Raw genomic sequence first — 24,268 nt, 5'->3', positions numbered from 1 at the left:
GCGCCGACCCTAGGTGCGGCGCCGCCGTGGCGCGGCGGGTTCGCGGTGCTCGGGACCGCATCGTCAGACTTCGGTCACCATTTTCCCGGCTGTTTTCGCTGGTTCGGGGCATAGCGTCGGCATGGTGACCAACACAGTGGGCGACCGGCGCGGCGTGACCGTCGTGATCCCGTGCCGCGACGAAGCCGAAGCGTTGCCGAAAGTCCTCGCCGCCGTCCCCGGCGGCTACCGCATCCTGGTCGTGGACAACGGCTCGGCCGACGGGACCGCCGGGCTGGCCCGCGCCGCGGGCGCCGCGGTGATTGCCGAGCCCACCCCCGGCTACGGCGCCGCCGTGCAGGCGGGCATCGCCGCCGCCGAGACCGAACTCGTCGCCGTGCTCGACGGCGACGGCTCGATGGACCCCGGTGAGCTCCCCGCCCTCGTCGGCGCGGTGCTCGCCGGCGCCGACCTCGCCGTCGGACGCCGCAGACCCGTGCGCGGCGGCAGCTGGCCGTGGCACGCCCGGCTCGGCAACCGGCTGATCGCCGCCCGGCTGCGCCGCCGCTACGGCCTTCCGGTGCACGACATCGGCGCCGTCCGGGTGGCCCGCCGCGACGCGCTGCTCGCGCTCGGCCCGCTGCACCCGCGCTTCGGCTACCCGCTCGAGCTGCTGGTCCGCGCGGCGGAGGCGGGCTGGCGGATCGACGAGCGGGACGTCAGCTACCGGCCGCGCGCGGGCGGCACCTCGAAGGTCTCGGGCTCCGTGCGCGGCTCCCTGCGCGCCACCCGCGACTTCTGGGCGGTGCTGACATGAGCTGTCCGGCAACGCTGCTCGTCATCGCCAAGGCCCCGGTGGCCGGGCTCGCCAAGACCAGGCTCAGCCCGCCGCTCACCCCGCGCGAGGCCGCCGACCTGGCCGCCGCCGCGCTGCTCGACACCCTCGACGCGGTGCTCGCCGCCGATGTCGCGCACCGCGTCGTCGCCTGCACCGGCGATCTCGCCGCCGCCGAACGCGGCCCCGAGGTGCGCGCGCTGCTGGCCCGCTTCGAGGTGGTGCCGCAGCGCGGCGGCACCTTCGGCGAGCGGCTGGCCTGCGCGCACGCCGACGCCGCGCGCGGCGGGCTCCCGGTCCTGCAGATCGGCATGGACACCCCGCAGCTCACCCCCGGCGAGCTCACCGCCGCCGCCGCCGAGCTCGCGGGCACCGGCGACGCGGTGCTCGGCCCCGCCACCGACGGCGGCTGGTGGGCGCTCGGCCTGCCCACCCCGCAACCGGCCCGCGCCCTCACCACGGTCCCGATGTCCACCGCCCGCACCGGCGAACTGACCCGGGACGCCATGCAGGGCTGCGGATTACGCGTGCGCACGCTGCCCACGCACTCCGACGTCGACCTCTTCGACGACGCCCTGCGTGTCGCCGCGCAGGCGGGCGGCCGCTTCGCCGGCACCGTGCACCGGCTCACCCCGGCGGTCCGATGACCGAGACCTTCGACCGGGCACTGGCGGGCGACGCCTGCTGGCTCCGCGCCGCCGACGGCACCAGGCACCCCGTCCCGGCCCAGCGCTGGCTCGGCGCCGCCGAGGCCGCCGACGCCGCCTTCACCGCGCGCTGCGACGGGCCCACCATCGACCTCGGCTGCGGGCCGGGGCGGCTGGTCGCCGCGCTGCTGCGCCGCGGGATCGTCGCGCTCGGCGTCGACATCTCCCCGCTCGCCGTCGCGCTGACCAGGGCCCGCGGCGCCCCCGCGCTGCGCCGCGACGTGCTCGGCCCGCTCCCCGGCGCGGGCCGCTGGGCCTACGCCCTGCTCGCCGACGGCAATATCGGCATCGGCGCCGACCCGCACCGGCTGCTCACCCGCACCCGCGCGCTGCTCGGCGCGGGCGGGACGGCGGTCGTCGAGTTCGACCCGCCCGGCACCGGCATCGTGCGCCGCATGCAGCGGGTGGAGACCGACGAAGTCGCCGGGCCGTGGTTCCCGTGGAGCCGGGTCGGGATCGAGCACGCCGGGCGGCTGGCCGCCGCGACCGGGTTCCGGGTGCGCGCCACGGCCGAGGTGCACGGGCGGCACATCGCCTGGCTCGGCCGCGCCCGGCCGGAGGTGCCGGCGTGAGCGGGGCCGGGCCGGAGCCGGAGGCCCCGAGTCCGGCGCGTGGCCCGGCGATCGCCGCCAGGGCTGGTATCCCGCTCGGTATCGCGATCCTGGTGTGCTTCGTGACCGGGCTGCTCAGCCACTGGATCCAGCACCCGCCCGGGTGGTTCTGGTGGCCCGCGCACCCGGTGTGGCTGTACCGGTTCACCCAGGGGCTGCACGTGATCACCGGGGTCGCGGCGATCCCGCTGCTGCTGGTCAAGCTGTGGGCGGTGTATCCGCGGCTGTTCCGGCGGCCGCGGTTCTCGCCGCTGGAGCTCGCCGAGCGCGGGTCGATCGCGCTGCTGGTGGGGTCGGTGATCTTCCAGCTGACGACCGGGCTCGTGAACATCGCCCAGTACTACCCGTGGACGTTCTTCTTCCCGGTCGCGCACCACGCCATGGCCTATGTCGCGGTGGGTGCGCTCGCGGTGCACCTGGCGGTCAAGCTGCCGGTGATCAGGGACGCGCTGGCCCGCCCGGTCGAGTCGCCGCCCAGCGCCGGGGTGTCGCGCCGCGCGGTGCTGAGCGCCGGTGGGGTGGCGGCGGCGGTGGCCGGGCTCGCGGTGGCCGGGCAGTCGGTGCCGTTCCTGCGGTGGGTGGCCGTGCTCGCCCCGCGCAGCGGTGCGGGGCCGCAGGGGGTGCCGATCAATCGCACCGCGCTGGCGGCCGGGGTCACCGACCGGGCGCGCGATCCCGGCTATCGGCTGATCGTCGCCTCCGGCCCGCGGCAGCGCGCGTTCACCCGCGCCGAGCTGGCCGCGCTGCCGCAGACCACCGCGCGGCTGCCGATCGCCTGCGTCGAGGGCTGGTCGGCTTCGGCCGAGTGGTCCGGCGTGCGGCTGCGCGAGCTGCTCGCCGTCGTCGACTACCGGGGTGGCGCGGTGCGCGTCGAGTCGCTGGAGGAGGCCGGGATCTACCGCAGCTCGGTGCTGCCCGCCGAGCACGTCGTCGCCGCCGAGACCCTCATCGCGCTCACCATCGACGGCGAGACGCTGGATATCGACCACGGCTACCCCTGCCGGCTCATCGCCCCCAGCAGGCCCGGCGTGTTGCAGACCAAGTGGCTGGCCCGGATCGAGGTGTCCGCGTGATCACCGCGGTGCGCGTCGCGCTCCTCGTCGCCGGAGTCTGGCTGGGCTGGTACGGCATCGCCGCCCTGCTCGGCCTGAGCCGTCCCGAGCTGATCTCGGTCACGCTCTGGTTCGCCGCCGGAATCCTGTTGCACGACGCTGTTTTCGCGCCCCTCTGCGCCGCCGCCGGGGTCGGTGCGCGGCAGGTGCTGCCCGAGGCGTGGTGGGCGCCGGTCGCCTGCGGTGCGGTCTGTACCGTCACGCTGGTTCTGGTGGCGCTGCCGGTACTTCGGCGTGGGGGTGCCGTGCCGGACAACCCGTCGTCGCTCGACCGTGACTATCCGCTCGGGCTCGGTATCGCGCTGGCGGTGGTCTGGGCGCTGGTGCTGGCGGTCCTGCTCGCAAAGCGGCACAGGGAGACCAGTCGCTCCCCGCGGGATCGACGTCGATAGTCCGGGCCGCGCGTCAGCGCCGCACGGCCTCTCCCACCCACCGCGCCGCGCGCTCGACCGCTGCCCGCGACTCGTCGGTGTGGTCGAGGATGTCGAAGCTGTGCTGCCCGTTCGGCACCTCGATCACCTCGACACCGATCTCGTGCCGCGCGGCGGCCTCGGTGAAGGCGGCGACCCCGGCCGCGACCTCCGGCGCCTCGCGCCCGGCCCGGGTGAGCAGCACCGGCAACGCACCGGCGCCCGCGAGCGCGTCGACGGGCGCGAAGCGGGGGTCGACACCCCAGCCCTCGGGCGCGATGACCAGCGGGTAGGTGAGGGCGAGGCAGCGCAGCCACGGCGGCGGCTCGCGCAGCCAGTCGGCGGCGAGCAGCCCGCCGCCGGAGAAGAACCAGAGCGCGACCCGCTCCGGGTCGGCCTCGGGCAGTGCCCTGGCCCGCTCGACGGCAGCGGCGACGTCCGCGGCGGCGTCGGCGTAGGCGGCCGGGCTGTGCAGGCGGTGGTCGACGGTGACCGCGACCAGCCCCTGCCCGGCCAGCAGCGCGCCGTACCCGGTGAACATGGGCCAGTCGCGCGGGGTGACCGGGAGGTCCGGCGGTACCGGCCCGCCGTGCACCAGCACGACCACCGGGTGCGGGCCCGAGCCGGGGGAGTAGATGTCGATCGTGCCCTCCCGGCGCCTCGGATGCTCGGGCAGGGTCAGCACGAAGGGCTGGAGATACGGTGGAACCGCCACGGGCCCAGGGTATCCGACCTGGATTCGCAGTACGGGATGTCCCGTTTCGTGCCGCCTCACCAGCTGTGCCCGGCTGCGGCCGGAGCGGGGGATCAGAAGCGGGTTCGGCGGAGCCACCGTTCGAGGAGCGCGGCCTCGCCGTACACCTCCGGCGCGCTGGGCGGTATGCGGCCGAGCATGGCGAGCAACAGCTGGGCGGCCGGCGCACGCACCGCCACGGTCGCTCTGATGTGCGTGTGCTCCCAGGTGATGGAGCTGCCGACCGGGCGGATCGCCCACTCGCCGCGTTCGTGGTCCGTCGCGTGCAGGTGCAGGGAGGCGCCGTCGGGAAGTACTGCCTCGCCGCGGTTTCCGAGCCCGGCGGCGAGCAGCTCCAGCCACTCCTCGATGGCGTCGGCGGCCAGCTCGGGCTCGATCTCGGCCGGCCGGTGCACCGCGAGCAGCGCATCGGCGCCGTGCACGGTGGCTTCGTGCGCGAGCCGGCGGAGCCACCAGCGCGCCGGGCGCGGTGCCCCCAGCGTGATCCACACCTCGGTCTCCGCACCGGCCGCGTCAATGGCGTCGAGCACGCGGGCGGGCCCGGCCTCGAGCCAGCCGGCCGCCGCGCCGGGCGCGGGCCGTGCCCCGTCCGGCACGGCGCGGATATCGAGCTCGGTGGCCGATCGGGCGGCGATCATCGCCGCCGCCCACCGCTGCGCGCGCCCCACGTGCGTCACGAGATCGCTCAGCGTCCAGCCGGGACAGGTCGGAATCGGGGTCGCGGGGTCGGTCTCCCGCACGAGCTCGGCCAGGGCATGGGTCCGGTCGACCAGCGCTGCGCGGAGGAACTCGGCAGCGATGGTCATCGATGCAGCCTAACGGCCTCGTGCCCGAATAGAGCGCGAACACGGTTCGTGCGACCCGCAGCGCGGGGCCGCGCTTCCGGCAGTGGCGCCGTGCGGCAGGTCATGCGCGGGGAAGGGCAGGGTGTTCGCGGTTCCGTGCAGGATGTCGAACTCGCCGGTCCGGCGTCGCGGGGCTGCCCCCGACCGCGGTCTACTCCGGGTCAACGAACCCGCACCCACCTGGCTGACCGACCGCGTACTCCACACACAGCGCGACCGGCGCCTGCTCGGGCGCGGCGTGCGTCCCCGCGGGCGACACCACCATCCGAGGGCACCCGGGCACCCTGGGCGAGAATCGGAGCATGAGCCTGCTCTGGGACCAGCACGCGTGTCTTCCCCTGCACTGCGCCGCGTCGGTGGAGCCCGTCACCCGCTTCGCCCACCCCGGCTCCACGTTCGTCTCGATCAACGCCGGCTACTCCCCGCACACCTTCGCCGACACCACCCGCCTGCTGCACCACTACCGCGGCGCCATCACCGCGCACCCGCGGCTGACCCTCGCCGAGACGGCCCGGCAGCTCCCCGGCACCCCGCCGGGCACGGTCACCATCGCCTTCGACCTCGAGGACGCCGCACCCCTCGACGCCGACCTCGACAACCTGCCCCGCCTCGCCACCCTCGGCGTCCGCGCCCTGGCCCCCACCTACAACCACGCCAATCTCGCGGGCGGCGGCTGCCTGGACACCGACAACCCTGGCCTCACCCGCTGGGGACGCGACCTGATCGCCCGGATGAACGCGACGGGCGTCGTCCCGGACGGCTCGCACGGCAGCGCCCGAACCGGACTCGACATGTGCGAGATCTCCACCCGCCCGGTCGTCTACAGCCACTCGTGTCTGCGCTCGGTCTGGGAGCACCCCCGCAATATCACCGACGACCAGGCGCGGGCCTGCGCGGAGACCGGCGGAGTCGTCGGCATCACCGGTGTCGGCATCTTCCTCGGCCCCAACACCCCCACCCTCGAGGCCATGACCCGCCACCTCGAGTACGCCGTGGAGCTCATCGGCATCGACCACGTCGGGGTCAGCACCGACCACTCCTTCGACGCCGCGGACTTCCTCACCGAGATCGCCCGCAATCCGCACCTGTTCGACGAGTCCTACACCCGCTGGGGGCCACTGACCTGGATGCCGCCGGAGACCTTCCTGACCCTCGGCGACCACCTCGCCCGGCGCGGGTGGGCAGCCGCCGACATCGAGGCCGTGCTCAGCGCCAACTTCCTGCGCGTCGCCCGGGCGACGTGGTGACGGCCGGGTGTCGGTGAGCCGCCCCGGCCCGGCATCACCCCGTCCCGGCGAGCTCGTCGGCGGAGGTGGCGGCGAAGTCGATCCGGCGCCGGGCATTGGACAGCGTGGTCACCACCGCGGTCCCGACCGGGCCGGTGCGGTCGTAGAGCGTGGCCGTGCCGATCGACACCCCCGCCGAGGCGATCGTGCTCTCCGCGCGCAGCCCCTGCTCGTGGCCGATCGGCAGCCGCGCGAGGGTCAGCGTCACATCGGCATTGATGTAGCCCGCGCCCGCCGAACCCCAGTGGCAGACGTGGTTGGTGGAGTCGCCCAGGATCGCCGCGCGCTGGAAGGGCGTGATCGCCTCACCGGCCACCAGCGGCGGCAAGCTCTGCCAGGCGACTTTCCGCTCGGCGTTCTGGTGCGCGGCGAAATCGGAGCTCCACTCGCCGTCACCGCTCTTGAACAGCGGCGGCGATCCGTCCGGGGACATGCTGCCCGGCGGCGGCACGGGCAGCTCCGCGTCGGGGCTCCAGACCGTGCCCGGCGGTTCGGCACCGGGGGTGAGGAAGACCGCCGACGCCCGCACCCGGGGTGCGCCCTCCTGCAGCAGCTCGGCGTCGGCGACCGCGATCCGCGACCCCCGCCGGACCACGGTGCTGCGCAACTCGAACTCCGCGGCCGCGACCGGCTGATACAGATCGACGGTCAGCCGCGCCGGGACGAACCCCGCCGGGCAGTGAGGTTCGAGTTCGCGGGCCAGCAGCCCGCAGAGCCCGGTCCCGCTCAGCTTGCCCGGCGCCCATGGACTGATCGCCAGCGGTCGCGGCACCAGCCGCCCATCCTGCCACGCGAAGAAACTCAGCACTCGATCGCTCCCCTCGATGCGGAGTAGAACACGTTACAGCGTTCGCTCGCCCGCCGCGCGCCGATCCTCGGGCGCCCACGACGCGAGAATCCGCAATCGCTCCGCCGACGGCGACCCCGGCTCGGCGCTGTAGATCAGCATGGTGAGCCCGGGCTCCGCGGTGATCGCCAGCTCCTCGTAGGCGAGCACCAGCTCGCCGACCTCGGGGTGCTGGAACCGCTTGGTCCCGGTCCCGTGCGTGCGCACATCGTGCGCACCCCACAGCCGCCGGAATGTCTCGCTCCGCGTGGACAACTCGCCCACCAGCCCCTGCAACCCCGGATCGTGCGGATCCCGCCCCGCCTCGGCCCGCAGCTGCGCGACGCACATCCCCGCGAACAGCTCCCAGTCCGGGTAGAACTCGCGGGACACCGGGTCCAGGAACTGGAAGCGGAGCAGGTTCGGCGTCCGCCCGCCCGCGCCGAAGAGCGGCGAGTAGAAGGCGCGGCCCAGGTGGTTGGCGGCCAGCAGGTCGCCCTGCGGATTGCGGACGAAGGCGACCGCGTCGCGCACGCTGTCCAGCACCCACTGCAGGCTCGGCCGCGCCGCCGCCGCCCTGGTCGCCCGGCGGCGGGCCCGGCCGGAGGTGGGGATGCCGTCGGCGGCGCGGGCCAGGTCGAGCAGGTGCGCGCGCTCGGTCTCGTCGAGCTGCAGGGCGGTGGAGATGGCGTCGAGCACCGGGGCCGAGGCGCCGGAGATGGCGCCGCGTTCGAGCTTCGCGTAGTACTCCACGCTGACACCGGCCAGATCGGCCACTTCGGAGCGGCGCAACCCCGCGACCCGGCGATTGCCGCCCGCCGGAATTCCGGCCCGCTCCGGGGTGAGCTTGGCCCGGCGGGTCATCAGGAACTCGCGCACCTCGGCTCGATTGCTCATCGTCCCAGCGTAGGCGTGGTTCGCGGCGGCTGGGGTGCCCTGCCGGTACACCTCACGACAGGGACTCCCACCGCGGTGCGAACCGGGGTTGACTCGATTCCGCGCGGGGGGAACGACACAGAAGGAGTACCTGACCATGCGTGGAGTCGTCATGCACGCCCCCGGCGATGTCCGGGTCGAGGAGCGGGCGGACCCGCGGATCACCGAGCCCACCGACGCCCTCATCCGGATCGCCGCCACCTGCATCTGCGGCTCCGATCTGTGGCCGTACCGCGGGATCGAGGAGGTGCGGAGGCCGAGCCCGATGGGGCACGAGTACGTGGGCGTGGTCGAGGAGATCGGCGCCGATGTGCAGACGCTGGAGGTCGGCGATTTCGTGGTCGGCTCGTTCTTCGCCTCCGACAACACCTGCGAGATCTGCGCGGCCGGGTACCAGAGCCGGTGCGTGCACGCGGTGCCGATGGGCGCCATCGGCACCCAGGCCGAGCGGGCCCGCGTCCCGCTCGCCGACGGCACCCTGGTCGTCGTCCCGGGGCGGCCGAGCGCCGAGCAGCTGCCGCACCTGCTGGCCGCCTCCGATGTGCTGGGCACCGGTTGGTTCGCGGCGGTGGCCGCGGAAGCGGGGCCGGGGAAGACGGTGGTGGTGGTCGGGGACGGGGCGGTCGGGTTGCTGGCGGTGCTGGCGGCGGCGCGGCTCGGCGCCGAGCGGGTGATCGCGGTGAGCAGGCACGCGGACCGGCAGGCGCTGGCCCGCAAGTTCGGCGCCACCGACATCGTCGAGGAGCGCGGGGAGGCCGGGGTGGCGCGGATCGAGGAGCTCACCGGTGGGCTCGGCGCGCACTCGGTGATCGAGGCGGTGGGGACGCAGGAGTCCATGGAGCAGGCGATTCGCTCCACCCGGCCCGGTGGGCACGTCGGGTACGTCGGGGTGTCGCACGACGTGTCGCTGGACGGGATGGAGCTGTTCTTCTCCGGGGTGCACCTGCACGGCGGGCCCGCGCCGGTGCGCCGCTTCCTGCCCGAGCTGATCGAGCTCATCCTGAACGGGGAGATCCACCCCGGCGACGTCTTCGACCTCACCCTTCCCCTGGCCGATGCGGCCGACGGCTACCGCGCCATGGACGAGCGGCGCGCCACCAAGGTCCTGCTCACCGTGTGATCACGGACGCCGGGCGACGACGGCGAAGTTGCACGGCGGTTCCCCTCAATCTGTCGGCAGCGCCACCACACCGGGCCCGGTGAGCTCGGCGCGGTACGCGGCCCGCCCCGCCATCGCCATGACGAGCGCGAGCGTCGGCCCGGTGACCAGCGGACCCGCACCCGTCGCGAACGGCCCATCGCTCGCCTCCAGCCGCAACCCGGCCACGGCATCCTTGCTGTTCACCGCGAAATTGCGGGAGGCGAAGAAGCGCGCGACCTCGGTGCACGCCTCGAGACCGGGGCGAGCGGGCAGCCCGAGCGGTTGCCGGATGTCCTGGGCGTGCACGACGACCTCGCCCAACCAGGCGGGGGTATGGCCGCTGGCCGCGGTGGTGCTGTCCAGCACCGCCCGGAACCGGGCCAGGGTCTCGGCGGGATCGGCGCCCCGATGCCGGGCGAGGAGCCGCGCATTGTGCACGGCGGCGTCGAAGCGGGCGCCGGCCATACTGCGGATCCAGCGCACCGGCCCGGTGCTCGCGGCGGCGGTGAGGTGCGCGACCACGTCCTCGACCGTCCACTCCGAGCACAGCGATCGGGCCGCCCACTGCTCGGCGCTCAGCTCGGCGAGGTCGTCGGCGAGCGCGCGGCGCTCGGCGTGGATCATGGCCCAGAGAACGGGGCCGGTCGCGGTAGCGGGCACGGTGCACTCCTGTCGTCGGGATCTCCGGAGCTGAGACGGCGCCCGTCGCGGGAATTCATCGCCGCGTGACCCCGATATCCCGATGCCATGAGCTTCACGGACGCCGAACACGCCTACCTCCGCTCCCAGCCGCTCGCCCGCCTCGCCACCCGCGCCACCGCCGGGCAGCCCGACGTCGTCCCGGTCGCCTCCGAATTCGACGGCACCGCCTTCTGGGTCGGCGGCGGCGCGACCTTCCCCGCTACCCGGAAAGCGCGCAATGTCGCCGCGGGCAATGCCGAGGTGGCCCTGGTCGTCGACGATCTGGTCTCGCTCGACCCATTCATCGCCCGGGGCGTGCGCGTCTACGGCCGCGCCGAGCCGCCGGTCGAGCGCACGGGGATGGTGGGGCCGGGCCACTACCTGCGCATCGCGCCCGTCGAGTCCTGGAGCTGGAATCTCGGCGGTGCGCCGGTGGGGGAGCGGTGGTACGACACCCGCTACGCCCGGCACCAGTAGTCTCACCGCGTGGAAGTCGAGATCTACACCGACGGCGCCTGCGCCCCGAACCCGGGCCCGGGCGGCTGGGGCGCGATCCTGCGCTACGGCGCGCACGAGCGCGAGCTGTACGGCAGCGATCCCGGCCCCACCACCAACAACCGGATGGAGCTCATGGCCCCGATCCGGGCGCTGGAGGCGCTGACCAGGCGCTCGACCGTCCGCGTGTACACCGACAGCACCTACGTCCGCAACGGCATCCTGTCCTGGATCCCGAAGTGGGAGGCGAACGGCTGGCTGACGCAGAAGCGGGAGCCGGTCAAGAACGCCGACCTGTGGCAGCGGCTCGCCGCGGCCTGCGCCGGGCACGATGTCGCGTGGGAGTGGGTGAAGGGCCACGCCGGGCACCCGGAGAACGAGCGCGCCGACAGGCTCGCGGTGCGCGGCGCCAGGGAGGCGGCTGGCGCAGTTCGCGCTTGAGCAGCTTCCCGCTCCGGTTGCGCGGCAGCGATGCGGCGAACCGGATCCGCTTCGGCACCACCCGCCGCACCGCGGGCAGCCGGTCGCGCACCGTCTCGACGGCCGGGGCGAGTTCCGGATCCGCCAGCACGGCGCGCGACCCGGACTGCGCGATCAGGGCGGCCAGCTCGTCGCCGGTCAGCGCGAAGTTCACCGGGACGTGCACCAGCCCGGCCCTGGCGCAGGCCAGGAAGCCGATCGCGTAGGCGTCGGAGTTCGTCCCACCGACGGCGACCCGATCACCCTGGGGAACGGCGACCCGGCTTTCCGGTCCGCGGGGGCCGCACGCACGGCGGAGACACGGCTCCTGGCCGCACCGTAACCGATCCGCGCTCTTCCGGGCGGAACGCCGGCGCCCATCTCGAGGGACAATACGGACGTGAGTGTCATGATCAGCCCGCAACTCGACCCGTAGCGGCATGTCGGACGACGAAGCGCCGGGCACCGGCGGTAAGCGCAGCATGCGCGATCAGCTGCGCCGCAAGCTCGACGGCATCAAACCGGCCCGCGACGACGACGGCTCGGCGAACGTCGTCCGGCTCCCGCGCCGCCCCCGGCGCGTGCCCGACGAGCCCGGCGGCCAGCACCCCAAACCGTGGCGCCCGGAGAACAGCCGCCCCGGCGACCCGCCCCCGACCCGCCCCGTCACCCGCACGGAGCTGCAGGCCGAGACCGGCGCCTGGCCGCCGACCCCACCCGCCCCGGAGCCGGCCGAGGGCGAGCGCGACGCGCAGATCGTCGAGTTCGGCGCCCGCCCGCGCCGGCGCCCGAACGCGCCGCGCATGGCCCGGCCGCGCCGCATCGAGAAGCGGGACGGTGATCCGCCCCCGGCGGAGTGAGCCGGGCGACCGGAAGCGGGCTCCCACCGGGGCATCCATCGCTGCTATGGTCGGAAACCGAACGACACGGGGTGCTCCGCGCGAGCGGGGCTGAGATGAGACCCGAGAACCTGTTCAGGTAATGCTGACGAAGGGATGTCCTGGTTTGCGCGCGCAACCCGCCGAATCCGCACGCTTCACCGACCACCTGTGGGATCGGACGAAAGAGCTGCGCACCGCCATCGACGACCTCGAGTTCCTGCGCCGGCTCGGCGACGGCACGCTGCCGCTCGAGGTCTTCCGCACCTACGTGGAGCAGGATTCGCTCTACCTCGCGGGCTACGCGAAGACGCTGAGCCTGCTGGCGGCGAAGTCACCCGACCCGGAGACCGCGCGGTTCTGGGCGCAGTCCGCCGGGACGGCGGTGGCGGTCGAGACCGCGCTGCACCAGGATCTGCTCGCCGGTGGGCGGATTCCGGAGCGGTCGGCCGAGCCGGAGCACTCGACGGCCTGCCTGGCCTACCTCTCCTACCTGATCGCCACCGCCGCCACCGAGTCCTACGCGGTCGGCGCGGCGGCGGCGCTGCCGTGCTTCTGGATCTACGCCGAGGTGGGCCGCGGGCTGGCCGCGACGGCCGCCGAGGTGCTCGCCGCCGACCCCGAACACCCCTACGCGCAGTGGGTCTCCGCCTACGGCGCACCGGAGTTCCAGGAATCCGCCGCCGCGGCCCGCGCGCTGGTGGACGCGGCGGCCGCCACCGCGGGCCCCGCCGACCTGGCCGCCATGGAGACGGCCTTCGTCATCGCCACCCGCTACGAACTGATGTTCTGGGACACCGCCCTGCACCCGCAGCCCTGGCCCGCCGGATGAGCGGCCGCCTGCGCCGCGCCCTGGCCCGCGCGATCGCCGCGGTGGCGGTGCTCTCCGCGCTCACCGCCTGCTCGAGCGGCAACCAGGGCGAGACCATCCGCTTCGCGCTGGACTGGACGCCGAACACCAACCACACCGGGCTCTTCGTCGCGCTGCAGCGCGGCTGGTTCGCCGACGCCGGCCTCGACGTCGAGGTGCTGCCCTACAGCAACACCGCCGTCGGCACCGTGGTCGACGCCGGGAACGCCGAGTTCGGCATCAGCACCCAGTGGCAGTCGACCTTCGCGCGGGCCGCCGGCGCGCACACCCTCTCCGTCCTGGCGCCGCTGCGGCACTGGGCGACCGGGATCGGGGTGCGGGCCGACCGCGCCGACATCACCCGCCCGCGCGACCTCGACGGCAAGACCTACGCCGGTTTCGGCGAGCCCGGCGAGGTGGAGGCGTTACAGCAGGTGATCCGCAACGACGGCGGCACCGGCGATTTCACCGCCGTCACGCTCGGCACCTCGGCGTACGAGGCGGTCTACTCCGGGCAGGCCGACTTCACCGTCTCCTACCTCGGCTGGGAGGGAATCGAGGCCGAGCACCGCGGCACCCCGATGCGCTACCTCCGGTACACCGACTACGGCTTCCCCGACGCCTACGCCATCGTGATCGACGGCAACGAGGACTGGCTGGCCGCGAACCCGGAGCGCGCCGCGAAGTTCGTCCAGGTCCTGCAGCGCGGATACCAGCTCGCCGCCGACGACCCCGACGCCGCCGCGCGCGATCTCATCGCCGCCAACCCCGGCGCCTTCACCGACGAGGGCCTGGTCGTCGAGAGCCAGCGCATGCTGGCGAACCAGTACATGAAGGCCGCCGACGGCCGGGTCGGCGCGCAGGCGCTCGACCAGTGGGCCGCGAGCTCCGGCTTCCTCTACCGCAAGGGGCTGCTCGCCGGCCCCGACGGCGGGCCGCTGACCGAGGAGCCCGACTGGTCGCGGTACTTCACCGATGACTACCTCACCCCCGCGTGACCGCGCGCGCGGGGCGGGGCCGCGGCGGCTGCTGCCCGCGGTCGTCACGGTCGCGCTGCTGATCGCGCTCTGGCAGGCGTACGTCGAGGTCAGCGGGGTCCGGCCGCAGCTGCTGCCGTCCCCGCTGCGGGTCGGGCAGCAGGGCTGGGCGCACCGCGGCGAGATCGCCGCCAACGCGGCCGCCACCCTGCAGGTGACGCTGGCGGGGTTCGCGGTCTCGCTGACCCTGGCCTGGGCACTGGCGGTGCTGGTCGACTTCTCGCCGTGGCTGCGCCGGGCCTTCGTCCCGCTCTTCGTCGCCTCGCAGACGCTGCCGATCATCGCGATCGCGCCGCTCATGGTGATCTGGTTCGGTTTCGGGCTGCTGCCCAAGGTGCTGGTGGTCGCGCTGGTCACCTTCTTCCCGATGGCGATCGGGCTGATCGAGGGGTTCGCGGCGGCCGACCGGGACGCCGGTGCGCTGCTGCGCAGCATGGGCGCCTCCCGTCGCCAGGTCTTCCGCTACGTCCGGCTGCCGTCGGCGCTGCCGCGCTTCTTCACCGCGTTGCGGATCGGGATCACCTACGCCGTGGTCGGCGCGGTCTTCGCGGAGTACGTCGGCGCGACCGAGGGGCTCGGCATCTACATGAGCCTGCAGAAGAATTCGTTCCGCACCGACCTGGTGCTGGCCGCGGTGCTGGTCACCGCCGTGCTCAGCATCGCGCTCTACCTGCTGACCTTCGCGATCCAGCGGGTCGTCGCCCCGTGGGCGAGCGACCATGGCTGAGCCCAGCGGCGTGCTCGTCGTCGACTCGCTCACCAAGTCCTTCCCGCTGCCCGGCGGCCGCCCGCCCCGGGACGTGCTGGCGGGGGTGTCGTTCACCGCGCGGCACGGCGAGTTCGTCTCCGTCATCGGCCCGAGCGGCTGCGGCAAGAGCACCGTCTTCAGCCTGCTCGCCGGGTTGGACACCCCGGACTCCGGCAGTGTGCACTTCGGCAGGGACGACGGCGAACCCGCCGACGCGCACTGCGCCTACATGCCGCAGCGGGACCTGCTGTTCCCGTGGCGCACCGTGCTCGACAACACCACCCTCGGGCTGCTGGTGCGCGGCGTGCCGAGGGCGGAGGCCAGGCGCCGGGCCCGCGCGCTGTTCGGGGTCTTCGGGCTCACCGGCTTCGAGGACGCGCGGCCCGCGCAGCTCTCCGGCGGCATGCGGCAGCGCGCGGCCCTGCTGCGGACGGTGGTCCAGGAGCGCGACCTGCTGCTGCTGGATGAGCCCTTCGGCGCGCTCGACTCGCTGACCCGCACCGACATGCAGTCCTGGCTGCAGGAGGTGTGGCAGCGGTACCGGTGGACGGTGCTGATGATCACCCACGACATCCGGGAGGCGGTCTACCTCTCGGATCGGGTCGTCGTGCTCTCGCCGCGCCCGGCCACCGTGCTGCGCGAGGTCCGCGTCGAGCTGCCGCGCCCGCGGGAGCTGTCGATCCTCGCGGCCCCCGAGTTCGCCGCGCTGGAGCGCGAACTTCTCGGGCTCCTGCACGGGCCCTAGCCTGCGGCGGAACACCGGGACCCGGGTGATCGGAGGTGCCACCCGGGTGGACATGCCCTCGATTCGGGTGGGTCGTTCCGCCCGGAGCGGGTACTTTCGGGCTATGACGGAACCGTCGTACAACTACGGTCGGCAGGACCCGCAGCGTCGCGAGTACCCGCGCACCCAGGCCTACCCGCAGCAGCAGCAGCCGGGGTATGCCGGGCAGCCCGGGTACGAGTACCAGGCGGACGAGTACCGCGAAGCCGAGCCGCCCCGGCCGCAGCGGCGCGAGCCGAAGATCAACCTCGGCCGGCTGTGGGCCGGCGCCGTCGGCACGGCGGCGGTGGTCGCGCTGGTGATCGTGGTGCTGATCATGCTGATCCGCGGCATCCTGAAGATCGCGGTGCTCTCGCCCGAGGGCGCGGGCGCCTACGGGACGGTCTCCACCACCTCGTACGCGGTCGCGGGCGCCGCCGCCGCGATCGCCGCGGCGGGGCTGCTGAACCTGCTGCTCGCGCTCATGCCCAGCCCGATGCAGTTCTTCTACTGGATCACCGGGCTGCTCACCGCGCTCGCGACGCTGGTGCCGTTCACCCTGGTCGCCGGGGTCGACGCCAAGATCGCGACGGCCGCGATCAACCTGATCGCCGGGCTCTGCATCATGTCGCTGCTCGGCGGGGTCGGCGCGAGCGCCGTCAACCGGCGGCCCCAGCAGCAGCAGTACTGAGGCCGCCGGGCGGTCACCGGCCGCCCGCCTCCTCGCGGGCTATCCGGTCCTCGTGGATGCGGATCAGCTCGCGGAAGCCGATCCGCCCGTAGTCGGGTCTGGGCTGCACGCCCCACTCGTCGCGGGCGGTCTGCTGCCCCGCGCCCTCGGGCTGCCCGCCGAGCGGCGGCGCATTGAAGGGCACGGGGTGCTCGCACTCCAGGGTGTCGTCGCTGTAGCGGACCTTCATGAGCTCGCTGCAGATCTCGGTGAGCGAGAGCGTCGGCCAGCCGTACCACACGGCCAGCGCAGGCACCGTGAAGGCGCCCTCGATGACCAGGGCGAAGAGGCAGACGAAGATGCCGCGGCGCAGCCACTTGTGCATGCCGGCGAAGGCGGGGGTGGTGCCGGGGGGAAGTTCGGTGGTCGTCATGGGAGGCTCCAGGCTCAGTCGGCGAAGATCTCGCGGTTCACCGTGTGCAGGTACGGGATCGCGAGGAACGGCGTGATGTAGAAGATGTCGTAGAGCCACCAGCCGAGGACCGGGAGCACGGTGCCGTCGAAGCGGATATCCGCGTAGACGGTCATATTGACCACGTAGCCGACCCAGATCACCACGCCGAACCAGCACGTCACAATGAGCCACTGGTGGCCCCAGCGCTTCATCTGCAGGAACGCGATGGCCGCCGCGACCCGCATGGGGAAGACCACCAGGATGAGCGCGACCTCCCAGCCCTTCTCGCCCGGCGCGCCCGCGCCGCCGATGAAGAGCTCGTTGTAGTGCCAGAAGTAGCCGTTGTCGACGAAGTTGCCCCAGGCGGTGAAGAACACCCGGGTGACCAGGGTGTGGCTGGCGAGCATGTCGAGCACCCAGCCGATGCTGTTCAGGAAGGCGTCCAGGATGACGAGGTAGCCGATGAGGGTGACGATGATCGGCCGCACCGAGAGCCCGTCGCGCTGGGCCTTCCGCTGTAACCAGACCCCGCGCAGGAAGATCGGCAGCCCGGCGAAGCCGAAGATGAAGGTGCCCATGAGCGCGGTGCCCGCGGTGAGCCAGCCGTCGGCGCGGCGCTGGGCCTGCCTGCTCTGCTCGTGGTGCTCGTCGTAGGCCGAGCCCGCGGGGGCGGGGGCGCGGCGGAAGGTGGGGAGGTTCATGGCTACCAATCCCTGGTCGCGCACATGCTGAGCTGGATGAGGAACATGGCGAGCAGAAAGCCGTAGATGGTGAGCTGGAAGACGATGAGCGCGCGCTTTCGTCTGCGGTCCTGGTCGTTCACGGAGCCGTCCTCTCGGTAGCGGGATGGGGAAGCAGGGCGGCGGCCGCGATCTCGCGCAGGCCGTCGGAGAGCGCGCCGTCACCGGAGAGCGGCGCGAGCACCGCCGCCTGCACCGCGGCGAGTTCGCCGGCGCCGGCGGCGATCATGCGGGCGGCGGTGACCAGCACCCGGGTGGACGGCGGTTCGAAGTGGAAGGCCTCGTCGGCCTGGCGGATCATTCCCGCGCAGCCGACCAGCCGCCGCGCGACCGCGGTGTCGATCCCGGATTCGGCGGCGATGACGGCGATTTCGTGCTCGGGCGGCAGGTAGCCGAGCCCGAGGGTGACGAAGCGCTGCCGGAACGAGGGCTTGAGCTCCTTGAGCGAGCTGCGGTAGGCGGGGTTGTAGGAGCACACCAGCTGGAATTCCGGGGGCGCGGTGAGCTCCTCGCCGGAGCGGTCCAGGTAGAGGGTGCGGCGGTGGTCGGTGAGCGAGTGCAGCACCGCCAGCGAATCGTGGCGGGCCTCGACCACCTCGTCCAGGTAGCAGAGCGCGCCGGTGCGCACCGCGCGGGTGAGCGGGCCGTCCTGCCAGACCACGTCGCCCCCGGCCACCAGGAACCGGCCGACCAGGTCGGCGCTGGTCAGGTCGTCGTGGCAGCTGATGGTGAGCACCGGGCGGCCGAGCAGCGCGCCCATGTGCTCGACCAGGCGGGTCTTGCCGCAGCCGGTGGGGCCGGTGAGCATGACCGGAAGTCGTTGCCGGTGCGCCTGTTCGAACAGCCGCACCTCGTCGCCGGTGGCGTGGTAGAGATCTCGCACCGGGGTCCTCCTCGCTGTGGGGGTCAGGCGGCGACCAGGGCCCGGTGCACGGCACCGAGCACCCGGGGCAGCTGCTCGACCCGGTGGATGCGGCAGGACCGGCGCGGCCCGAACACCTCGGGCAGCGGGTCGACGCGGGCCGGGCCGACGCCGATGTAGTAGACGGTGATCCCGGCGTCGCCGGCCTCGGTGAGCGCGTGCGCCACATCGGCCCAGGCGTAGCGGCCCTCGTACCCCTCGTCCGACATGAGGCCGTCGCCGATCACCAGCAGCAGCCTGCGCTCGGCGGGGCGGTCGGCGAGCCGGTGTGTCAGGTGCCGCAGCGGCGCGCCGAGCCGGGTGTAGCCGCCCGCCATGAGCCCGAGCCCGCCCGGGTCGACGAAGCGGGGGTCGTCGAAGTCCTTGAGGCAGCGCACCTCGACCCGGTGCCTGGTGTTGCCGGTGAAGACGAAGAGGCCGTGCCGCTCCCGGGCCAGCGCCATGGCGCGGGAGAGCGCGTCGGCGCAGGCCAGCTCCAGCCGGAAGGTGCGGCCGCCGTGGCTGCCGAGCGAGGAGCTGCCGTCCAGCAGCACCGCGGTGGTCACATCGCGGGTCGCGGGCAGCAGGTCGCGGAAGACGCGGGGTTCGGGGACCGGGCCGCCGAGTGCGTCGAGGCGGTGTTCGACGTAGCGGTCCACGTCCAGGTCGGCGCCGTCGGCGAGCCCGCCGCGCAGGGCGCGGTGGGTGCGCTGCTCGAACCAGCGCCGCAGCTCCGCGCCGCCCGGCGGTGCCGGTGCGCCGCGGGTGGGGGTGGCGCGTTCGAGCACCGCGACGTGGTCGGGGAGGAAGCGCTCGGTCCACATGTTCCACTCCGGGTACGGGATGCCGGAGCGCCGGTCGGCGCGGATGTCGAGGTCCTCGTTGTCCGGGTGGCTCGGGGGCGGCAGATTGCTGGTGCGGGCGCCCCCGTCGCCACCGACCGGGACCGAGAGCACGCGCCTGGCATCGCTGCGCCTGCTGGTCCACGGCATGCGGCCGTAGGTGCGCTGAACGGCCGCCGCGAGGGCGCCGCGGCCGGGTGCGCTGAGCGGGAGGCTGCCGAGCAGCGGGTGGGTGGGGAGCGGGGCGCCGGAGCGGGCGAGGCGGTCGGCGCGCTCCAGCATGGCGGGGACGTCGAGGTCGCGGTCGAGGGGGAGATCGGGGAGCCGCAGCCGCAGCTCCGGGAGCAGGCCGGGGAGCCGGTCGGCGATCCAGGCCGCCGCGACGCCGCCCTCGACCAGGGTGAGCGCGCCGCGCTCACGGGGCGAGAGCTCGTGCAGCGCATAGCGGGCGAGTTCATCCTTGGACGGCGCGCACTGCAGGGCGACGCCGCAGGTCAGGGTGGTGCGGGTCCAGCCGGGGGCGGACGGGTAGGGCACCTGGACGACGGTGCCCGCCGCGTTCAGCCCGAACCCGCGGTGCGCGCCGGTGATCAGCCGGGCACCGGAGCGGCGGCGCGCGGCGAAGGCGACCGCGGTGAGCGCGCAGCCGCGCTCCAGCGCGCGGGGATTCACGGGACGGCCCCGTCCGGCGGGCGGCCGATCAGAAAGTGCCGATGTTCTTCATGACCCAGTACCAGAAGGCGATGATGCCGCAGACCAGCACCCAGGCCGCGATGATGCGCACGAGATCCAGCCACATGGGGATTGCTCCGTTCGAGAGTGGTCATCAGCGCTCCATGCTGTGCAGCGCGGTGGTCAGGTAGCTGTCGAGCATCCCGGCCCGCATGGCGCGGTTGTCCGGGGTGGTGGCGAGCAGCGCGTACAGCCCGAGCAGGAAGAACAGCGCCGCGTGGTACGGGTCGATGCCGTCGCGGGTCTCGCCGCGGTCGCGCGCGTTCTCGATCTCGGTGGCGACGGTGGCGATCATCGGGAAGTCCCTGGGATCGCCGTCGCCGCGGTTGGGCGAGAAGTGCACCGCGAGCAGCTCGCGGAACAGGGTGTTGCCGAGCCTGCGCTCCAGCGCGAGCACCAGCCGGACGGTCTCGGCGAGCGCGCCGCGCAGATCGTGCTCGGCGCGCAGGAATCGGGTGAGTTTCTGCGCGAGCAGGGTCTCCTCGCGGCGCTCCAGCTCCAGCAGCACGTGCTCCTTGGTCGGGAAGTGGAAGTAGAAGGTGCCGCGCGCGACGCCGGCGGCCTCGGCGATGGCCGCGATATCGGCCTCCGCCGAGCCGGTGCGCGCGAACTCGGTGATCGCGGCGTCGAGCACGCGATCCCGGGTGCGCAGCCGCTGGGCTTCGCGCCCCTGGGGTTTTCCGGATGCATCGGTCATGACCTCGATCCCAGCAGTACCGCTGACGTGCGTCGACGGCGGGTGGGGGTGGCGAGTGGAAGGTTCTGTGCGACAGCTTCTCCGCGCTGTCGAGTGCCGTTTTAGACTGACATATGTCATCGACATTCGTCAATGGGGTGTTTACCGAAAGGACAACGGGAGGTGTATCGGCCGGTTTACTGTTCGTCGAACAGGTGGTCGTACCCGATGGCGAAGCTCAGGTCCGCGGGGTCGACCAGCACCCGGCGGCGGTCGCCGATGCGCGGGTGCGGGACGCCGGTCGGTATCTCGCAGGCCGCCTCGAAGGTGTCGAAGCCGGGGCCGGTGATGCGGACCCGCAGTTCGGCCACATCGGGGTTCTCGCCGCCCGCGCGGATCCGTACCGCGCGGATCTCGGCCTCGGCCGGGACGGCGGCGGCGTCGAAGCGCCGGGCGGTGCGGCGCCAGCGGTAGGTCTGGACCACGAGGGCGAGGCCGATCGGGAAGGTGACGAGGGCGGGGCACAGCGCGTCCCACAGTGAATCGCTGGTCAGTGCGATTGCCGGTCCGGTGGCTATCAGCCCGGCCGCGAGTACGGCCGTGAAGGCACCCGCGACGGGGCCGATAAAGTCGACCTGAATCACTCGGCCCCCGGCTCAGGTGGCGAGCAGGGGTGCGGCGAGTTCGACGACGGTGCCGGTGTCGCCGACGGTGATGCGGGACTCGGGGACGAGCGCGCCGATCAGCGCCAGCCCCCGGCCCCGGTGCGTGGCGCCCGTGGCTGGTGTCTTCCACGACCCGTGGTCGGTGATGGTCACCCGGACCATGTCCCGCTGCACCCGCGCCTCGAGCAGGATGGGCCGCCGATCCTCATGGTGCCCGTGCTCGACCGCATTGGTGCACGCCTCGATGGCGGCCAGCAGCAGGTCGTAGGCGTGTGCGGGGTCGGTGAGCACACCGGCCAGCCACTCGCGCAGCCTGGTGCGGACCCGGGCCAGCTCTTCGGCCGCGGCGGGGAACTCCTGCCGTAGAGCGCCGGGGGTATCGCCGGTAGCGTTCATCGCCTGACCTTCCGGACCTCAGCGCGGGTGTGCGGGGGTCGTACCCGACCGTAGTCGGTCCACACCCGGCCGGGTACCGCTTCCACCGCGTCACGGCTCCCAGAGGGCTGCGCAGGGGATCGCGGGCAGCGTGTCGGTGAGGTGGTTGTCCACGGTGATCTCGGCGTCCGGGGCCCAGTCCCGCAGGGTGCTCTCGAGGTGTTCGGCCGCGGTGTCGCTGACCCGGTAGTCGAAGGTCGGGCCGGATGCGAACGCGATCCGTATGTGCCTGTCCACGGCTACTCCCAGTCGTGCCCGGCGGCGGGTTCGGACAGGAAGGCGAGTGCCGCGATTTCCGGGAGGCAGTGGTGGCCGGGGGCGTGCCGGTGCCACCGGAGGATGAGTTCGGCGGCTTGCGGGGTCAGGTGGTCGGGATCGAAGCCGCAATCCAGCCATCGCTCGTCCACTGTCACCATGCCGCGCCCCCTGCCCATCGCCGGTCGATTCAACGCCAGTAGACAACGGTTCCGAGCCGGTGGGATGCTGCAATGGCACGCCCAGAGGTATCGGCCCATAGACCCAGAAGACGTTCCACTGCTTGCCATTTCGCGTCCCGGCAACCGGCTGGACACTGTTCCCGCCATACCGGACCGCGCCACCCATTCATCCGCGCCCAACCGGCCCAACCATCAGGAAGAAGCCGCCCACAATGCCCAGTCCGAAGAAGCCCCCGACGACGATCCCGCGCCGCCAGCTCGGCCGTCACCTGCGGGACATGCGCCTCGAATCGGGGATGTCGATTGCCAACGCCGCGAGGCTGATCGAGCGCGGGACCGGCACTCTGCAGCGCCTGGAGAAGGGGGAGGCGGGCCGAATCCGGCTGCTCGACATCCGTGCCCTGTGCGAGGTGTACGAGACCACCGAGAAACTGGACGGGCTCCTGGAATTGGCAAAGGTCGCGGCCTCGAACGAAGGCGAGGGGCTGTGGTGGGACGAGTTCAGCGCCGCGATCCGCAAGGATTTCGAGCTGTACGTCAGCTTGGAGGCGGCGGCGACCAAGCTGTCGGTGTACCGGCCCGACATCATCATGGGGCTGTTCCAAACGCCCGGATATGCGGGGGCTTTGGATAGGCGGTTCTACCCGGACTTCTCCGCGGCGCAGCTCGACCAACTGATGAGCGTCCGCCTCAACCGGCAGCGGATCATTTCGCGGCGGCGTACTCCGGTGCAGGTGGAACTCGTGCTGGACGAGCTGGTTCTCCGGCGCCTGGTGCACAGCCCGCAAACGATGAAACAGCAGCTCTTCGCCCTCGCGGATCTGCCGGCGAACGTGACCATCCGGCTGCTGCCGTTCACCGCTGGCTATCCCCTCGGTGCGGCGCCCGGCCCCTTCATCATCCTGGACTTCGATCGGGTCACGGGCGAGAAGCCGACGGTCTTCGTCGAGGGCTGGCGTGGGAACATGTACTACGACAAGCCGGCGGCCATCGAGCAGTACCGGGAGACATTCGACGGTCTCGCAGCCGCCAGCTTATCCGTGGCAGACAGCAAGCAGGCGCTCCGGCGCATAGCAAGGGAGTACGAGCAGTGACAGCGGACCTATCCAACGCCCGGTGGTTCAAGTCGAGCTTCAGCGGCGGCAGCAACGAGTGCGTCGAGGTCGCTCATTTGGACGATGGTCGGGTTGGCGTCCGGGACTCGAAGAACACGTCGGGTCCTGCGCTGGTCCTTACCCCCGGTGAGTGGGCCGCCTTCACCGCAGGCGTCCGCGGTGGGGAATTCGACCGGTCCTGAGGCGGCGGTGCGCAGCTGTTTCTGTACGTCGGAGCGCCACCGCCGCCGCGCGAGGGGATTACCGAAGGATCCCCCCGCAGTAGGCTGAACCATCGTGAAATACCTCGGATCGATCCGAAATCCCGTGCATGACGGGCTTTTCCTGGTTCTGTGTGATGCGGGGGCGCGGTTCGGTGGCTGGGACGTCCACGGCGACGAACTCGCCGCCGAGGGCAGCGCGCAACTGGTGCTCGACGGGTTGCGCGTCTACGTCGAGGAAGCCCACGGTGACGGCCACCACGAGGTGCGTCGCAGCGACGACGGAACCCTCTGGATCTCACCACCGGTCGAGCCGGGTGTCCGCCCGATTCCGGAGGACGGCCTCGAACACGAGCCACGTACCGAAACCCTTCCGATGGGGTACGTCGATGTGCCGAGCGGAACGCTGGTCCTCGCCCTCGCCTACCCGCCGCTCAACATGACGACCGACGGCGACCACGCCGGCGTTACGCATGGCGAAGGCGAACGCCTCGACGTCGTGGTCAGGCCCGGCGTCTTGGCGATAGCACGCGAGCGCACCGCCGCGGGCCAGACGGTAACCCTGCGTTTCCTGCCGCCGCACGGTGCCTGAGCTGTCGATCGATACGCCTGCACTCGCACGCCGGGGACGACGGCGCCCTTTGCGATCCCATCCGGCTTGGCTATATTCGTCGGTGCAGCTGGTTCGCCGGAGGCGGAGTCGAAGGAGCCCCTGACCCGTCCGATGGCGTCGAAGCCCGCCGAACACATCCGGCGGGTGAGGGGGAACCCGGTGGGAATCCGGGACTGTCCCGCAGCGGTGAGTGGGAACGACAGCCGTCACCCGCACTGGGCACCCGCCTGGGAAGCGACGGTCGGTAGGACCAGCCCCGGGCCCCCGGGGCCGACCCGATTCGGGTCGATGCCCACGAGTCCGAAGACCTGCCCGTTGTACCGGAGACGCCGTCCCCGGTGGCCGTCGCCTCGTGGATCGGGCGCTACGCCGTGTGGACCCGGGCACGGAAACGATGCTTGTCGGGCTCCAGCAGCGTGCGCTCGTTATGGGTGG

32 protein-coding genes, 1 pseudogene and 2 riboswitches are annotated in these 24,268 nt (G+C 72.8%); of the genes and pseudogenes, 18 read left to right on the top strand and 15 right to left on the bottom strand.

The genetic code is table 11. From position 1 onward, the window contains the following. Positions 1-124 precede the first annotated feature (124 nt). From AB0H71_RS06395 to AB0H71_RS06375, 5 genes are read left to right on the top strand one after another with little or no spacing between them, the layout of a single operon-like run. Positions 125-796 (top strand): glycosyltransferase, encoded by a 672-nt coding sequence (locus AB0H71_RS06395; protein ID WP_357015439.1) that lies wholly within the window; start codon positions 125-127, stop codon positions 794-796. Further along, the gene (locus AB0H71_RS06390; protein ID WP_357015436.1) at positions 793-1,461 is read left to right on the top strand and encodes a DUF2064 domain-containing protein; all 669 of its coding nucleotides are present in this window, start codon (positions 793-795) and stop codon (positions 1,459-1,461) included. Before AB0H71_RS06395 ends, AB0H71_RS06390 begins: the two co-directional genes overlap by 4 nt. After that, the gene (locus tag AB0H71_RS06385) at positions 1,458-2,093 is read left to right on the top strand and encodes a class I SAM-dependent methyltransferase (RefSeq protein ID WP_357015433.1); all 636 of its coding nucleotides are present in this window, start codon (positions 1,458-1,460) and stop codon (positions 2,091-2,093) included. The genes AB0H71_RS06390 and AB0H71_RS06385 overlap by 4 nt, the downstream gene beginning before the upstream one ends. Next, complete coding sequence (locus AB0H71_RS06380) at positions 2,090-3,205, top strand: molybdopterin-dependent oxidoreductase (protein ID WP_357015430.1); 1,116 nt, start codon at positions 2,090-2,092, stop codon at positions 3,203-3,205. The genes AB0H71_RS06385 and AB0H71_RS06380 overlap by 4 nt, the downstream gene beginning before the upstream one ends. Continuing rightward, complete coding sequence (locus tag AB0H71_RS06375; RefSeq protein WP_357015428.1) at positions 3,202-3,636, top strand: hypothetical protein; 435 nt, start codon at positions 3,202-3,204, stop codon at positions 3,634-3,636. The genes AB0H71_RS06380 and AB0H71_RS06375 overlap by 4 nt, the downstream gene beginning before the upstream one ends. A gap of 13 nt (positions 3,637-3,649) precedes the next feature. Here the strand turns inward: AB0H71_RS06375 and AB0H71_RS06370 are convergent, their stop codons facing one another. Beyond that, the gene (locus tag AB0H71_RS06370) at positions 3,650-4,369 is read right to left on the bottom strand and encodes a dienelactone hydrolase family protein (protein WP_357015426.1); all 720 of its coding nucleotides are present in this window, start codon (positions 4,367-4,369) and stop codon (positions 3,650-3,652) included. Between the two features lie 92 nt (positions 4,370-4,461). Further along, the gene (locus AB0H71_RS06365) at positions 4,462-5,214 is read right to left on the bottom strand and encodes a maleylpyruvate isomerase family mycothiol-dependent enzyme (protein WP_357015424.1); all 753 of its coding nucleotides are present in this window, start codon (positions 5,212-5,214) and stop codon (positions 4,462-4,464) included. Positions 5,215-5,555: 341 nt separating this feature from the next. Here AB0H71_RS06365 and AB0H71_RS06360 point away from each other — a divergent pair, with 341 nt between their 5' ends. Beyond that, a complete protein-coding gene (locus AB0H71_RS06360) occupies positions 5,556-6,500 on the top strand; it encodes a membrane dipeptidase (protein WP_357015422.1) in 945 nt (314 codons plus the stop codon). Positions 6,501-6,534: 34 nt separating this feature from the next. Here the strand turns inward: AB0H71_RS06360 and AB0H71_RS06355 are convergent, their stop codons facing one another. Then, positions 6,535-7,347, bottom strand: a complete 813-nt coding sequence (locus AB0H71_RS06355; RefSeq protein WP_357015420.1) for an acyl-CoA thioesterase domain-containing protein — start codon at positions 7,345-7,347, stop codon at positions 6,535-6,537. Between the two features lie 33 nt (positions 7,348-7,380). Next, entirely contained in the window at positions 7,381-8,262 is an 882-nt protein-coding gene (locus AB0H71_RS06350; protein ID WP_357015418.1) for a helix-turn-helix transcriptional regulator, read from the bottom strand. Positions 8,263-8,398: 136 nt separating this feature from the next. Between AB0H71_RS06350 and AB0H71_RS06345 the strand changes: the two genes are divergently transcribed. Beyond that, positions 8,399-9,421 carry a zinc-binding dehydrogenase gene (locus AB0H71_RS06345; RefSeq protein WP_357015416.1) on the top strand — a complete coding sequence of 341 codons (1,023 nt, stop codon included), beginning with the start codon at positions 8,399-8,401 and terminating at the stop codon, positions 9,419-9,421. A 45-nt stretch (positions 9,422-9,466) separates the two neighbouring features. On the opposite strand, the gene AB0H71_RS06340 is transcribed toward AB0H71_RS06345, so the two are convergent. Next, positions 9,467-10,102: a maleylpyruvate isomerase family mycothiol-dependent enzyme gene (locus AB0H71_RS06340; protein ID WP_357015415.1), complete on the bottom strand. Its 636-nt coding sequence runs from the start codon at positions 10,100-10,102 to the stop codon at positions 9,467-9,469. A gap of 87 nt (positions 10,103-10,189) precedes the next feature. Here AB0H71_RS06340 and AB0H71_RS06335 point away from each other — a divergent pair, with 87 nt between their 5' ends. Continuing rightward, positions 10,190-10,600 carry a PPOX class F420-dependent oxidoreductase gene (locus AB0H71_RS06335; RefSeq protein WP_357015413.1) on the top strand — a complete coding sequence of 137 codons (411 nt, stop codon included), beginning with the start codon at positions 10,190-10,192 and terminating at the stop codon, positions 10,598-10,600. A gap of 9 nt (positions 10,601-10,609) precedes the next feature. After that, positions 10,610-11,059 carry a ribonuclease HI gene (rnhA, locus tag AB0H71_RS06330; RefSeq protein ID WP_357015411.1) on the top strand — a complete coding sequence of 150 codons (450 nt, stop codon included), beginning with the start codon at positions 10,610-10,612 and terminating at the stop codon, positions 11,057-11,059. Between the two features lie 85 nt (positions 11,060-11,144). Here the strand turns inward: rnhA and AB0H71_RS06325 are convergent. Next, positions 11,145-11,519, bottom strand: a pseudogene (locus AB0H71_RS06325) (AMP-binding protein); the annotation flags it as partial. Between AB0H71_RS06325 and AB0H71_RS06320 the strand changes: the two are divergent. The 6 genes from AB0H71_RS06320 to AB0H71_RS06295 all read left to right on the top strand — a co-directional run bounded on the left by AB0H71_RS06320 (position 11,518) and on the right by AB0H71_RS06295 (position 16,044). Further along, complete coding sequence (locus AB0H71_RS06320; RefSeq protein WP_357015409.1) at positions 11,518-11,937, top strand: hypothetical protein; 420 nt, start codon at positions 11,518-11,520, stop codon at positions 11,935-11,937. The pseudogene AB0H71_RS06325 and the gene AB0H71_RS06320 overlap by 2 nt on opposite strands. Positions 11,938-11,994: 57 nt before the next feature. Continuing rightward, positions 11,995-12,090, top strand: a riboswitch (TPP riboswitch). Then, positions 12,083-12,787, top strand: coding sequence for a TenA family protein (locus tag AB0H71_RS06315; protein WP_357015407.1), 705 nt, complete (start codon positions 12,083-12,085; stop codon positions 12,785-12,787). Its footprint overlaps the riboswitch before it by 8 nt. Beyond that, positions 12,784-13,803, top strand: a complete 1,020-nt coding sequence (locus AB0H71_RS06310; protein WP_357015405.1) for an ABC transporter substrate-binding protein — start codon at positions 12,784-12,786, stop codon at positions 13,801-13,803. The genes AB0H71_RS06315 and AB0H71_RS06310 overlap by 4 nt, the downstream gene beginning before the upstream one ends. Then, complete coding sequence (locus AB0H71_RS06305; protein WP_357015403.1) at positions 13,781-14,569, top strand: ABC transporter permease; 789 nt, start codon at positions 13,781-13,783, stop codon at positions 14,567-14,569. The genes AB0H71_RS06310 and AB0H71_RS06305 overlap by 23 nt, the downstream gene beginning before the upstream one ends. Further along, positions 14,562-15,335 (top strand): ABC transporter ATP-binding protein, encoded by a 774-nt coding sequence (locus tag AB0H71_RS06300; RefSeq protein ID WP_357015401.1) that lies wholly within the window; start codon positions 14,562-14,564, stop codon positions 15,333-15,335. The genes AB0H71_RS06305 and AB0H71_RS06300 overlap by 8 nt, the downstream gene beginning before the upstream one ends. Positions 15,336-15,438: 103 nt before the next feature. Continuing rightward, the gene (locus AB0H71_RS06295) at positions 15,439-16,044 is read left to right on the top strand and encodes a DUF6069 family protein (RefSeq protein WP_357015399.1); all 606 of its coding nucleotides are present in this window, start codon (positions 15,439-15,441) and stop codon (positions 16,042-16,044) included. A 13-nt stretch (positions 16,045-16,057) separates the two neighbouring features. On the opposite strand, the gene AB0H71_RS06290 is transcribed toward AB0H71_RS06295, so the two are convergent. The 9 genes from AB0H71_RS06290 to AB0H71_RS06250 all read right to left on the bottom strand — a co-directional run bounded on the left by AB0H71_RS06290 (position 16,058) and on the right by AB0H71_RS06250 (position 21,884). Continuing rightward, a complete protein-coding gene (locus tag AB0H71_RS06290) occupies positions 16,058-16,456 on the bottom strand; it encodes a hypothetical protein (RefSeq protein ID WP_357015397.1) in 399 nt (132 codons plus the stop codon). A gap of 14 nt (positions 16,457-16,470) precedes the next feature. Next, a complete protein-coding gene (locus AB0H71_RS06285; RefSeq protein WP_357015395.1) occupies positions 16,471-17,178 on the bottom strand; it encodes a hypothetical protein in 708 nt (235 codons plus the stop codon). Between the two features lie 118 nt (positions 17,179-17,296). Next, positions 17,297-18,100 (bottom strand): CbbQ/NirQ/NorQ/GpvN family protein, encoded by an 804-nt coding sequence (locus AB0H71_RS06280; protein ID WP_357015393.1) that lies wholly within the window; start codon positions 18,098-18,100, stop codon positions 17,297-17,299. A 23-nt stretch (positions 18,101-18,123) separates the two neighbouring features. Beyond that, complete coding sequence (locus AB0H71_RS06275; protein WP_357015391.1) at positions 18,124-19,632, bottom strand: MorD protein; 1,509 nt, start codon at positions 19,630-19,632, stop codon at positions 18,124-18,126. A 154-nt stretch (positions 19,633-19,786) separates the two neighbouring features. Further along, positions 19,787-20,389: a TetR/AcrR family transcriptional regulator gene (locus AB0H71_RS06270; RefSeq protein WP_357015389.1), complete on the bottom strand. Its 603-nt coding sequence runs from the start codon at positions 20,387-20,389 to the stop codon at positions 19,787-19,789. A gap of 176 nt (positions 20,390-20,565) precedes the next feature. Next, a complete protein-coding gene (locus AB0H71_RS06265; RefSeq protein WP_357015387.1) occupies positions 20,566-21,012 on the bottom strand; it encodes a hypothetical protein in 447 nt (148 codons plus the stop codon). A 12-nt stretch (positions 21,013-21,024) separates the two neighbouring features. After that, complete coding sequence (locus AB0H71_RS06260) at positions 21,025-21,429, bottom strand: ATP-binding protein (RefSeq protein ID WP_357015385.1); 405 nt, start codon at positions 21,427-21,429, stop codon at positions 21,025-21,027. 90 nt (positions 21,430-21,519) lie between these two features. After that, on the bottom strand, positions 21,520-21,705 hold the full coding sequence (locus AB0H71_RS06255) for a hypothetical protein (protein WP_357015383.1): 186 nt from the start codon (positions 21,703-21,705) through the stop codon (positions 21,520-21,522). 2 nt (positions 21,706-21,707) lie between these two features. Then, the gene (locus AB0H71_RS06250) at positions 21,708-21,884 is read right to left on the bottom strand and encodes a hypothetical protein (protein ID WP_357015381.1); all 177 of its coding nucleotides are present in this window, start codon (positions 21,882-21,884) and stop codon (positions 21,708-21,710) included. 233 nt (positions 21,885-22,117) lie between these two features. On the opposite strand from AB0H71_RS06250, the gene AB0H71_RS06245 reads away from it, so the two are divergent. From AB0H71_RS06245 to AB0H71_RS06235, 3 genes are all read left to right on the top strand, one after another. Further along, on the top strand, positions 22,118-22,999 hold the full coding sequence (locus AB0H71_RS06245) for a helix-turn-helix transcriptional regulator (protein ID WP_357015379.1): 882 nt from the start codon (positions 22,118-22,120) through the stop codon (positions 22,997-22,999). After that, positions 22,996-23,202: a DUF397 domain-containing protein gene (locus AB0H71_RS06240; RefSeq protein WP_357015377.1), complete on the top strand. Its 207-nt coding sequence runs from the start codon at positions 22,996-22,998 to the stop codon at positions 23,200-23,202. Before AB0H71_RS06245 ends, AB0H71_RS06240 begins: the two co-directional genes overlap by 4 nt. Positions 23,203-23,296: 94 nt before the next feature. Then, positions 23,297-23,812, top strand: coding sequence for a hypothetical protein (locus AB0H71_RS06235; RefSeq protein WP_357015375.1), 516 nt, complete (start codon positions 23,297-23,299; stop codon positions 23,810-23,812). A 146-nt stretch (positions 23,813-23,958) separates the two neighbouring features. Continuing rightward, positions 23,959-24,164, top strand: a riboswitch (cobalamin riboswitch). Positions 24,165-24,268: the final 104 nt, after the last annotated feature.

Origin of the sequence: Nocardia sp. NPDC050697 (assembly GCF_040654395.1) — a bacterium.
Classification (GTDB): Bacteria; Actinomycetota; Actinomycetes; order Mycobacteriales; family Mycobacteriaceae; genus Nocardia.
The sequence above is the reverse complement of the archived record's forward strand: the minus strand, read 5'-3'. Positions and strand labels throughout refer to the sequence as shown.